This is a genomic window from uncultured Gardnerella sp. (assembly GCF_947280595.1).
Classification (GTDB): Bacteria; Actinomycetota; Actinomycetes; order Actinomycetales; family Bifidobacteriaceae; genus Bifidobacterium; species Bifidobacterium vaginale_A.
Window position 1 is genome coordinate 21,653 of the sequence record NZ_CAMYOS010000013.1, and the last position, 12,867, is coordinate 34,519.

Genomic DNA, 12,867 nt, shown 5'->3' on the forward strand with positions numbered 1-12,867 from the left:
CTAGAATTGCTTGGATTGTTTCTGAGTTTTGTTCTGAGTTTTGTTCATCTGTTTTCACGGAGTTTTGCTCATCGCTTGTCGTGATTGGAGTTTTTGGCGTGGATTGCTCATCATTTTGCTCATTTGATTGTTCTTTTACAGATGTTGCTTGCATTTTATTCTCGTTTCTCTATTCTCAGATTTAACAATTTTTATATTGCTATACGTGTAAAGAGGTGGGAGAGTGTCGCTGATTCCTGTTCTTTTAGAAAAACGATCTATTGCTACTTGTAAACCTGCTTTTACTGTATACCAATCATGACCATGAGATTTTGCAATCATAGTTATAACATTCATTCCTGCTTTATGAGCAGCTTTAGATATAATGTTTTGATTTTTTTGCGAATCCAAATCCCATTGCCCTGCAATAGAATAATAATATTGGTTAAGAGGAGCTTTTTTGCTCATAATTACTACAGGAACATGATTTTCATACGCTTTAGTATTTCCGTTAAAATAGCGATTTATAGTTTGTAAACGATTTTTATAAGTAGGTTCTAATTCGCCGCCTGCTGCAAAAATATTCCCATAGATATCTGGATGAGCAGGTACTAATTGTGTACTGCAAGTTCCTCCTTGAGAGAATCCTCCCATCATCCAAAAATTAGGATTAGTGTCGACAGTAAGATTTTTAATTATCCAATTTGGAACGTCTTTAGTGAGATATGTTTCAGCTTTACCATAAACATTCGTGTCTGCGCATAGAGAGTTATGCGATTGATCGCCATTTTGATCAGGAGATATAACTATAGGTGCAAGACCATTATGCTTTTTTGCAAAATCATCTAAAGTGTTCACAATATCACTTGCTGAAAAGAATCTATTAGGGCTTCCTGGTTGTCCGGCTAACATAACCATTACAGGCAATTTTGGAGGATTTTTTACTAAAGCAGCAGGTGGAAGATATACGTTAGCTATACGAGCGTTAAAATGTGATTTTGGAGCAGGAATTTTTACAGATCTAGTAATCCCATTTTTAGGTATAGTAGGCAATTTATGTTTTTTTGCTAACTCTTTCCATTGTGCAATGCTTAAGTTTGAAGATTTTTTCTTAGTTTTTTCTAATTTAGGATATCCGCCTAATCCAAAAATCGAGCCAATAGTTGTGTATTCGCCATAAATTATATCTACTTGCACAAGAGTGCTTAATAATACGAGAATTATTGTAAAAATAGCAAAAATTCGCTTTAAGCCTTTCGATAACACTGCACTAGTTATGCTAAATGCGATTAAGCTTATTCCTATTGCAATGCTTATGTTTACAAGCCATCCGAGGCTTACTCCAAAAATAAGAAAAACATCTGAAATAAGCCATATAATAAGCAAACCTATTAGAAATGCTATGAAAGTTATTCCAAGTTTTATTAGAGTTGGAATAATGTATTTCTTTTTCTTATTAAAAATAGATTTAGAGCATAATAATATTATTAGTGACAATCCAGTTAGGATGAATAAACTTATTGGTAGCCATCCTTTTATAAGACTTATTGATTCCAGTGCCTTCATAATTTTATGATTCTCGTCCTTAATTACTAAACATATCCGAAGTAAATATAGTTTAAGCTTTTGAGTTTTTCCATAAAAGTTTTATTTTTTTTTACATCTAATATCATGATATAAGTAATAAATATTTTCGCATCAGTTAAAAGTATGAAATTATTTTTAAGTAGTTTTATGGAATATTCGTTTTTGTTTTTGTTTTTGTTTTTATTTTTTATTGTTATTTGTTAAGCTTTTTATCTTTTTTGTTCTTATCTTTTATTCTCTTTATTGTAGAGATTATTTTAGAAAAATTATATGTGATTTGAGCTTGTATATATGTGATTTGAGCTTTATGACGATACTAATAATTACAATATAGACATATTGCGTATTTTTAGGTGTATTTATTAAGAATGATTGGAATAAGTTATGAATGAAGTTGCTCAAGAAGCTTTAGAAGATGAAAATAAGGATGGTGTAGATAAAAGTAAAAAGTTTTTTGATAAATTGAAATTTCAATTATCTAAGTTCCAAGTGCCAATTCCTAGATGGCTTTATATTGTATTTTTCATTCTTAACGATATTGCTTTAGTAGTGATTTTCCAATTGGGAGTGCAAACTGGAAATAGAGAGCAAGTTTTACAAAGTTTGCAAGAAAATCTAAATCGCATGTTCCAAAACATGATAAATCAGTTGAACTTTGTGCTCATTCTTAATTTACTGATAGCTGCTTTTATTTACGCAATATTGCTGTTTATAACTAATCGTTTTTGGATTACATCGATGATAATTCTTTCAGTTTCGCTTGTAATTTCAATTATTGAGTATATGAAAATATTCGTGAGGAATGAGGCTATTCTTCCAGCAGATTTAAATTTTCTTCAAAGTGATACAGGATCTATATCGACATTTTTGCCTTATAACGCTAGTAGAGTAATTTTTTACGCAATTGTTGGAGTAATTTTATTGGTCCTGATTTTTATGTCTATTCATTTTATAGATAAGAATCGTGGAAAAGTAGTATGGTTTGAGCGTCCTCAATTGCGATACGGTGTTCGCGGTGGCATTGTTATTGTTATTTTCAGTATTTTTGCATGGTATGTTTCAACTGTAGGCACAGTGAATTCTTTTGCAAATTCATTCAATCAATCTATGGGCGATTATCCAGTTATGTGGGATTCTGCTTATGATGCTCAAATGAATGGACCATTGTTGGCTTTTATGCGTCAAGTTAATACGAAAGTTATGACTGAGCCACAAAATTATAATGAGAAAACAATGCGTCAAATCGCTGCTAGATATGAGAAAGAAGCTAAGAAACTTAATTCTTCAAGAACTATGAAGATTAACGATAATACTCTTATTATGGTTCTTTCTGAATCGTTTGCAAATCCGGAACGCATTCCAGGACTTTCATTTAATAAAAGCGTTGTGCCTTTTATTGAAAGCGTGAAGAAGTCAAATGATAGCGGTCTTATGCTCTCGTCTGGCTATGGCGGAGGCACTGCAAATCTCGAATATATGTCTATGACTGGTTTGAGTATGGTTAATTTTGATCCTTCTCTTACTAGCCCTTATCAACAGTTAGTGCCAAAAGTTTCGTTTGTTCCAACTATAAATCGATATTGGAATGATGGTAAGAATTCTGTTGCTTTCCATCCTTTTGAGCCTTCTATGTATTTGCGTGCGAAAAATTATAAGAAATTTGGATTCACTAAGTTTTATTCATTACGAGAGCCAGATGTTATTTCTTATCAGAATCATATTGATGACGCTCCTTATGTTTCTGATGAATCTGCTTACGATAGTGTTTTGGAATCGCTTAGAATTAAGAATCAGCCAGAATTCGTACAATTAGTTACTATGCAAAATCATATGCCTTATAACAATTGGTATAAGGATAATGATTTTAAAGTTACTTCTACTGATTCAAGCAAGCCTTTGGGAGTAGAAGAGTCATCTATTATTCAGACTTATGCTAAAGGTGCTAATTATACAGATAAAGCTACAGAGAAATTCCTTGATAGTTTAGATCAATTAAATAAGCCAATAACAGTAATGTTCTATGGTGATCATCTTCCTGGAGCTTATTCAAGCGCAAGCGCGAATAAGAAGAATTCTCTTGTATTACATTTAACTGATTACTTTATTTGGTCAAATAAGTGCGCTCGCAATGAAATGAAGTCGCCTGAAAGTATTCGTGTTGAACCAGAATCATATTCTTCTCCAAACTTCTTCATATCGCAAATTGCAAAACATATGAATGCGAAAGTTTCACCATATGTAGCTTTCTTGACTGTATTGCGTAGTCATGTAAGCGCTATGGAACCTCCAGTAGTGAATACTATTCAATCGTGGCAAAGAATTCCTGAAGGTAATTCTATTTATCTTGACAATTCTGGAAAGCCAATGACTTATTCTCAATTAGATAAAGAAACTAAGCGTTTGTTAAACGACTATAAGCTCATACAATATGATGTTACAGTTGGAAAGAATTACATGCGTGATATGGGTTTCTACACTATGCCGTAAATATTAGATTTGCTTCTAACGCTTGATTTTACAATGCTTTAGAAGCAATATCATGTCTAAAGAACATGTGTGTAAGATTGAGTTTGTCTAATATGCTATAAACCTTGTTTTGCGCATCTAAAACATTTTTCCCGTGTACTTGTACAAGAGCTACTCTTCCAGAAGAAGTGATTAAAGTGTTTTTATCTTCTTTATCACTTTTAACTCCTGCAAAATAAACGTGTTGACATTGTTCTTCATCAACAGGAATTTTAGGGAGAGTTGCTCCTAAAATAAGTGTTCCAGGGTATCCTTCGCTAGCAATAATTACTCCAAGTGTGATTCCATCTTTTTTCCATGTGAAAGTTGGATTTTTATGATTTAGAATATTCCAAATTGCTGTAGCAAAGTCTGAAGTTAATCTTGGAAGAACAACTTCAGTTTCTGGGTCTCCAAATCTAGCATTAAACTCAATAACTTTAGGTCCCTCTTTAGTTGCAATTAAGCCAGCATAAAGTATTCCTGTAAACGGAGTTCCTTCTTTTGCCATACCTTCAACTGTTGGGCGCACAATCTCGTTAATAGCTCGTTCGACTATTTCATTGCTTATTTGAGGTACAGGGCTGTAAGCTCCCATTCCTCCAGTGTTTGGACCAGTATCGCCGTCATGAGCTCGTTTATGATCCTGAGAAATTGGCATAACCCAAAAATCAGTTCCGCTTACAAAACTCATAAGAGAAAATTCTTGACCTTGCAAAAAATCTTCTATTACTACTTTTGCTCCGGCAGATCCAAAACGTTTGTCAACAAAAATATCTTCCAAAGCATCAAGAGCAGTTTTCTCGTCCATTGCAACAGTAACGCCTTTTCCGGCTGCCAAGCCGTCTGCTTTAATTACAATTGGAGCGCCATGCTCAAGTACGTAGTTTTTAGCTGGCTCTAGGGATTCGAAAGTTTGATACGCTGCTGTTGGAATATTATGCCGATCCATAAGTTTCTTAGCGAAATCTTTAGAGCCTTCTATTTGAGCAGCGGCTTTATTTGGGCCAAAAGCGGGAATGCTGTGAGCTTCAAAATCGTCCACGATTCCGTTCATAAGTGGCACTTCTGGTCCAATGAACGCAAAATCGTAGTTGTTATCTTTAACGAACTTAATAAGAGCTTCGTGATCCGACTGGCTTATGTTTACGGTTTTAATTCCGTCTGCTTCAATACCAGGATTTCCAGGAGCAACAGTTACTTCTTCAACGCTTTCACCTTTAAGAAGTGTGTGTGCAATAGCGTGTTCGCGTGCGCCTGAACCAATAACTAAAACTTTCATTTTCTGTCCTTTATAGTTTTATTGCAACTCAACTGCAGCGTTTTCGCGCTCAATCATTTTGCCAATAACATAAGCTGTTTCATTATTTTCGCTTAGTGTGCTCAGTGCTTCTTCAGCTTTGCTTTCATCAACCGCCAAAACCATGCCAATACCCATATTAAACACGTTGAACATTTCTGTATGATCTACATTCCCTGCTTTTTCAATAACGTTGAAAATAGGTGGAATACTCCAGCTATTAGTGTTAATTTTAGCTGCAAGATTATTTGAATACATGCGAGGAATATTTTCAATAAATCCGCCACCTGTAATATGAGCAACGCCTTTAATAAGATGTTTTTCAAATAATGGTTTTAATGCTTTTACGTAAATGCGAGTAGGTTCGAGCAGAACTTCGCCAATAGTTTTTCCGTCAAGCTCTTCAAGTTTAGTGTTTACATCGTATCCTGCTTCTTCAAACAAAGCTTTACGCACAAGCGAAAAGCCGTTCGAGTGAACACCGGAAGAAGGTAATCCTATTAAAACATCACCTTTGCAAATAGTAGATCCGTCAATAATGTTAGATTTTTCGGCTACTCCTACTGCAAATCCTGCTAGATCGTATTCATCTTCATCGTACATTCCAGGCATTTCAGCGGTTTCGCCGCCAATTAAGCCTGCTCCTGCTTGAATGCATCCATCTGCGACTCCTGAAACGACTTGTTCGAGTAATTTTGGATTATTTTTTCCGCAAGCAATGTAATCAAGGAAAAATAGTGGCTCTGCTCCTTGAGCTGCAATGTCGTTCACGCACATAGCAACGCAATCTATTCCGATTGTGTTATGCTTATTCATCATTTTGGCAATCATGAGTTTTGTTCCAACTCCATCTGTGCCAGAAATTAAAACAGGTTCTTTGTATCCAAGACAAGCTAAATCGAATAGGCCTCCGAAACCTCCAATGCCACCCATAACGCCTTTGCGTTCAGTGCGTTTAACATGCGATTTAATACGACGTACTACTTCGTATCCTGCTTCTACACTTACGCCGGCTTCTTCATATGCGTGTGGCATAATAGATTCCTTTCATAATTTATAATTGTTAAAATTCTTTAAGTTGCTCGTCAATTTCAAAATATACGAGTTTTTCTAATATATTTTGTTTTTTTGTTGTTTGTTTTGTTATTTTTATTTTGTTATTTTGCGCTAAGAGTTTATTGCTTTTTATTTATATGAATACTTACTTTTTGCTCGTATTTCATTTAAATGTTCACGTTCTTTTTCAGAAAGTGAAGATAAAAACTCATTTGCATAATCGTCTAATGAAGTAGGGTAGTCGCCATTGAAATAAGCAACGCATAATCCTGAATAAGGAGCAGGCTTATTTAAACCAATCGACTCAATTAAGCCATCTAATGATAAGAACGACAAAGAATCAGCTCCAATATATTCTCGGATTTCATCAATTGAGTGTTTAGAAGCAATCAATTCTTTAGTAGTTTGAATATCAATACCATAGAAGCAAGGATATTTAAGAGGTGGTGAAGAGATACGCATATGTACTTCTTTAGCACCAGCTTCTCTAAGAAGTTGCACAATGCGTTTAGAAGTAGTTCCTCGAACAATAGAATCATCTATAACTATTACTCGTTTTCCTGCAACTACACCACGTACTGCTGAAAGTTTCATGCGTACGCCTTGTTCGCGCAATTCTTGAGTAGGTTGAATAAAAGTTCGAGCAACATATTGATTTTTAATCAATCCCATTTCGTTAGGAAGTCCGCTTGTTTCAGCATAACCAGCTGCAGCAGAAAGAGATGAATTTGGTACTCCAATAACCATATCTGCTTCAACAGGAGATTCTTTAGCAAGACGAGAGCCCATACGCTTTCTAGCAGAGTGTACGTTAATTCCATAAATATTAGAATCTGGGCGTGCAAAATAAATAAATTCCATTGAACACACAGCATGTTGAACATGCTTTGCATAACGTTCAATTGTGTAGCCGTCATCGTTAATAACAATAATTTCGCCAGGCTCAATATCTCGTATAAATTCTGCTCCTACAATATCAAGTGCGCATGTTTCAGATGCTAATACGTATGCTCCGTTGCTCATGCGACCTAAGGAAAGTGGACGGAATCCGTTAGGATCTGTTGCTCCTATTAGAGCATTACCTGTGAGCAATAAGTAAGCAAATCCGCCATGAACAGTTTGCAAAGCTTCTTTCAAACAATCCATGAAACTAGTTTTATTTGATTTGCGTATTAAATGCATTAAAACTTCTGTATCTGAATTTGAGTGGAAAATCGCTCCTTCATCTTCTAATTTATGTCGAAGAGTTGTGAAATTAGTCAAATTTCCATTATGACCTAAAGCTACATCTCCATCATGGAATCTAAATAAGAATGGCTGAATGTTTTCAATACTACCTGATCCTGCAGTAGCATAACGGACGTGTCCTATAGCGCTATTTCCAGTAAGTCTATCTATTATTTTTTCGTCACTAAAAACTTGCGTTAATAATCCTAATCCTCTATGTCCGTGCAATTTACCGTTATCGTTCGATACAATTCCTGCACCTTCTTGACCGCGATGTTGTAATGCATGTAATCCGAAATAAGTAAGCCGCGCGGCATCAGGATGACCCCATACACCAAATACTCCGCACTCCTCGTGTATATCTTCAAGTTCTGCAGACATATTCACCCCCTAAAATCAAGTGTGTAAGTCAATGTGTTAGTCACTCAAATAAGTATATTGTTATATTTCAAGTTTTTACGAATATTTCGTAAATTATGCTGTGAAATATTGGACTCCTGCACTAAATAAATCTTGAGTTTTAAAATCAGGAATATTCACATATAGTCCTTTTCCGCTACGTTCGCAATGTCCCATCTTTCCGAAAACTCTTCCGTCTGGGCTTGTAATACCTTCTACGCATTCAATAGAACCATTTGGATTCACATCTAAATCCATAGAAGTTTTACCGTTAGAGTCAACATATTGAGTTGCGATTTGGCTATTAGAAATCAAAGCGCTCATTACTTCAGGAGTTGCAACGAATCTACCTTCTCCATGAGAAATAGCTACAGAATGTACATCTCCAACTTGAGTATTGTAAAGCCATGGAGAAAGATTTGAAGCTATTCGAGTGTGAACAATACGACTTTGATGGCGTCCAATAGTGTTAAAAGTAAGAGTTGGACATTCTGAATCGATTGGAACAATATCTCCAAATGGAACTAATCCAAGTTTTATAAGAGCTTGGAAACCATTGCAAATGCCGAGCATTAAGCCATCACGGTTGTTTAATAAATCTCTTACAGCATCGCTAACTTCTGGATTCCTAAAGAATGAAGCTATGAATTTTGCAGAACCATCTGGCTCATCTCCACCTGAGAATCCGCCTGGAATCATAACTATATGACTGTTTTTAATCTCTTTTACTAGCTCTTTAGCGGATTCAGTAATATTTTTAGCATTAAGATTGTTAATAATAAGAGTGTGTACGTCTGCTCCTGCTTTTTCAAAAGCTGCTTGAGTGTCGTACTCGCAATTATTTCCAGGGAATACTGGAATGATTACTCTAGGATGTTTAAGAGGCTTTAACCTGTGCGAGCGCATATGATTCTTCTTGTAAATCCTAGCTTTAGCGCTAATAGTTTGAACTTTATTATTGATCTCATTTTCAAGATTTGCGCTTTTATAAGGGAATATGCTTTCCATGCTAGATTCCCAATCTTTTTGCAAATCGTTTAAATCAATTCGTTCTCCTGAAGACGAAGTGAAGTAATAATCTTCGCAAGTTGTACCAATAACGCTAATAGATACATTATTAGACTCTTGTGGAATAGATTCTTCGTTTTCAATCTCAACATAGAATGTTCCATATGCATTTGCAAACAAATCATCATCGCTAATATTTTGTAAAGTAATACCTATGTGATTTCCTAGCGTCATCTTAAATAAGCTTTCTGCACTAGCACCATAACCTGGCGTTGAAGCAGCTAAAGCTTTTTTAGATTGTGTAAGATTTTGCATAATTTGCAATGCTTCTAAGAAGCTTTCGCTCTCAGGCGTAATTCCATCTGATTTATAACGCGGAGAAATACGTATAACTTTATGATTTATTCCTTTAAATTCTGGGGAAACTGTTAAACGTGCATCTCCAGTAGAAACAGCGAAAGAAATTAAAGTAGGAGGTACGTCAAGATTCTCAAAGCTTCCACTCATAGAATCTTTTCCGCCTATTGCTCCAACTCCATAATCAATTTGTGCGCTTAATGCTCCAAGAACTGCTGCAACAGGTTTTCCCCAACGTTCAGGCGCGTCTTGAGGTTTTCCAAAGTACTCTTGCAAGCTCAAATATGCGCGTTCTTTAGTAAATCCGCTTGCAACAAGTTTAGCTAGAGATTCAACTACAGCAATGTAAGCTCCTGTGAATTGATTTTTTTCCATCAAATATGGATTAAATCCCCAAGCCATTGCAGAAGCTGTATTTGTTTCACCAAATACTGGGAATTTAGCAACCATAGATTGTGCAGGAGTGAGTTGGTTTCTTCCTCCGAAAGGCATTAAAACAGTTGCAGATCCTATAGTTGAATCAAAACGTTCACAAAGTCCTTTATTTGAAGATACGTTTATGTCTGATACAAGTTCGCGCATGCGAGATTCTAATGGCAAATCAGATTGATTTTGCCATGGATTTTCATATGTTTCTCCGGAAACTACATGTAAAACTTGTTTTTTTGCAGCTCCGTTAGACGCTAAGAATTCTCTGCTTAAATCTACAATGGTTTTTCCTCGCCATGTCATACGCATGCGAGCTTCTTTTGTAACAGTAGCAATAATTTCTGCTTCTAGATTTTCTTCTCGAGCGTATTTTAAGAATAAATCAGCATCGAGCGAAGAAACGTCTACTGCCATTCTTTCTTGAGATTCAGAAATAGCAAGCTCAGTGCCATCAAGCCCTTCGTACTTCTTAGAAACCTTGTCTAAGTTAATAATCAATCCATCTGCTATTTCACCAGTAGCAACAGAAACGCCACCTGCTCCAAAATCATTGCAACGCTTAATAAGTTGGCAAGCATCCTTGCGTCTGAAAAGTCGCTGTAATTTGCGTTCAATAGGCGCGTTGCCTTTTTGCACTTCAGCTCCGCATTCTTCAATACTATCTGTATCTTGTGCTTTAGAAGCACCTGTAGCGCCACCAATTCCGTCACGTCCAGTACGTCCGCCAAGAAGAATAATTACATCACCTTGAGATGGTGTTTCTCTACGTACATGATTTGCAGGTGTTGCTGCAACAACAGCGCCAACTTCCATACGTTTTGCAACGTATCCTGGATGATAAATTTCATGAACTTCACCAGTCGCAAGTCCAATTTGATTACCGTAAGACGAATAACCAGCTGCTGCTGAAGTTACGATCTTTCGTTGTGGTAGTTTTCCAGCTAAAGTTTCGCTGATAGGAGTTCGCGGGTCTTTAGCTCCTGTAACTCGCATAGCTTGATAAACATAAGAACGTCCTGAAAGAGGATCTCGTATGCATCCTCCAATGCAAGTTGCAGCTCCGCCGAAAGGTTCTATTTCAGTAGGGTGATTGTGTGTTTCATTTTTAAATAAGAACAGCCAATCTTCGTCATGTCCATTGACGTCGACTTTAACTTTAACAGTGCACGCGTTTATTTCTTCAGATTCATCAAGATTTTTTAATTCTCCAGTATTCTTCAAATATTTTGCGCCAATAGTAGCCATGTCCATAAGGCATATTGGCTTATTTTCGCGATTTAATTGTCTTCGCAAATCTAAATAACGATTGAAAGCTTTACGCACTAAATCATCGTCAATTGAAATATCTGTTAGTTCAGTTCCGAATGTTGTATGTCTGCAATGATCAGACCAATATGTGTCGATAACGCGAATTTCTGTAATAGTAGGATTTCGTTTCTCAGCTTTAAAATAATTTTGGCAGAATTTTGCGTCAGCCAAATCCATAGCTAATCCGCGATCTTTAATAAAATCTTCTAAACCAGAATCATCTAAATCGTTGAAACCGTTAAGTATTTCAACATCTGCAGGTATTATGCTTTCAGTTTTAAGAGTATTAAGTGTATCTAAAGATGCTTCGCGTGCTTCTACAGGATTTATAACATATCGCTTAATAGCTTCAATATCTTCGTCTTTAAGATTTCCAGTAAGTGCAATTACTTTAGCGCTACGAACTTGAGGTCTTTCTCCTTGACTAATAAGCTGAATGCATTCGCTTGCTGATTGTGCTCGCTGATCGAATTGTCCAGGTAAGAATTCAATTGCAAAAACATGTTCGCTTGTGCGAATAGGCAAATAATCGTAAGTATTATCAACAGGAGGTTCGCTTAATACTGTTTTCACTGCTGTATCAAATAATTCTTGTGATATACCGTCAATATCATATCTATTTATGATTCGTAGTGACTTTAGTTTATCTATACCAAGAATTTCCTTAAGTTCGTGTAGAAGTTGTTTTGCTTCTATCGCAAAATCGGATTGCTTTTCTACATACACGCGAAATACCACGGTGAACCTGCCTTGTATTTTGTCTGTTTGTTAAAGTTTTTAGTTTTAGCTTTTCATCAAGTTTTGTGTTTTGCTTATTATTCTTTAAGTCTTTATTTAGATTTATTGGAAGTTTATTGTCTTATAAGACTTAAGGATATTTTGGCTTATAACATGATATTTTTCTTTTAAGAACACGCATGGCTCGCACCTAAAAGATGCGAGCCATATTTTTTAATGTTCGTTATATTCGTTCGGATTGATTTCCTCGCAATTAAGATTTTCGCTTTGAGCGAGAGATTTCAATCTGCTGTATATTTCTTCGTATGCAGGAATTATATCTCCTAAATCTCTTCTAAATAAATCTTTATCTAGATGATTTACATGAGAAGAATCTGAATCTGTATTTCGTTTATCCCAAAGTCTGCAAGTGTCTGGCGTAATTTCATCAGCTAGAAGAATGTTTCCTTGTGAATCTACGCCTTCTTCAATCTTAAAATCAACAAGTTGAACATCAATCTTTGAGAATATGTCTAGCAAAGCATTGTTTACTGCGTGAGCTTGTCTAGTTATTTCTGCAAGCTCTTGTTCCGTTGCTAAACCTAGAGCTAAAACTCCTTCAGGGTTTATGAATGGATCTGCAAGTTCATCTGATTTGACGCAAAACTCAAGCAATGGCTTCTTTAGTGGAGTGCCTTCTTTAACTCCATATCGTTTTGCAAAAGAACCAGCAGCAGTGTTGCGCATGATGATTTCTAATGGGAACATTCGCATGCGCTTTACGAGTTGTTCTGTGTTGGAAATACGCCCGAGGAAGTGGCTTTTAACTCCGCGTGCCTCGAGTAGATGGAATAGTAAAGAAGTTATTCTGTTATTTAAGCTACCTTTACCTTCGATCTGAGCTTTTTTCAGACCGTTACCAGCGGTTGCTTGGTTCATATATTCAACCCATAGCACATTGGTGTCATCGGTAGCATACAGTTTTTTGGCTTTGC

Annotated in this window: 7 protein-coding genes; 1 reads left to right on the forward strand and 6 read right to left on the reverse strand. The window is 36.0% G+C overall.

The window, feature by feature from the left end:
- Positions 1-135 precede the first annotated feature (135 nt).
- Complete coding sequence (locus Q0X59_RS04865) at positions 136-1,545, reverse strand: alpha/beta hydrolase-fold protein (protein ID WP_075523249.1); 1,410 nt, start codon at positions 1,543-1,545, stop codon at positions 136-138.
- A 405-nt stretch (positions 1,546-1,950) separates the two neighbouring features.
- Here Q0X59_RS04865 and Q0X59_RS04870 point away from each other — a divergent pair, with 405 nt between their 5' ends.
- The gene (locus Q0X59_RS04870; RefSeq protein WP_297643555.1) at positions 1,951-4,053 is read left to right on the forward strand and encodes an alkaline phosphatase family protein; all 2,103 of its coding nucleotides are present in this window, start codon (positions 1,951-1,953) and stop codon (positions 4,051-4,053) included.
- 28 nt (positions 4,054-4,081) lie between these two features.
- Here the strand turns inward: Q0X59_RS04870 and purD are convergent, their stop codons facing one another.
- From purD to purC, 5 genes are all read right to left on the reverse strand, one after another.
- Positions 4,082-5,353 (reverse strand): phosphoribosylamine--glycine ligase, encoded by a 1,272-nt coding sequence (gene purD / locus Q0X59_RS04875; RefSeq protein ID WP_075523248.1) that lies wholly within the window; start codon positions 5,351-5,353, stop codon positions 4,082-4,084.
- 18 nt (positions 5,354-5,371) lie between these two features.
- Positions 5,372-6,406, reverse strand: coding sequence for a phosphoribosylformylglycinamidine cyclo-ligase (gene purM / locus Q0X59_RS04880; RefSeq protein WP_297643556.1), 1,035 nt, complete (start codon positions 6,404-6,406; stop codon positions 5,372-5,374).
- A gap of 150 nt (positions 6,407-6,556) precedes the next feature.
- A complete protein-coding gene (purF, locus tag Q0X59_RS04885; RefSeq protein WP_075523246.1) occupies positions 6,557-8,035 on the reverse strand; it encodes an amidophosphoribosyltransferase in 1,479 nt (492 codons plus the stop codon).
- Positions 8,036-8,128: 93 nt separating this feature from the next.
- A complete protein-coding gene (locus Q0X59_RS04890) occupies positions 8,129-11,893 on the reverse strand; it encodes a phosphoribosylformylglycinamidine synthase (RefSeq protein WP_297643557.1) in 3,765 nt (1,254 codons plus the stop codon).
- Between the two features lie 213 nt (positions 11,894-12,106).
- Positions 12,107-12,867: phosphoribosylaminoimidazolesuccinocarboxamide synthase (gene purC, locus Q0X59_RS04895; protein ID WP_297643558.1), on the reverse strand; the 761-nt coding region annotated here is incomplete at its 5' end.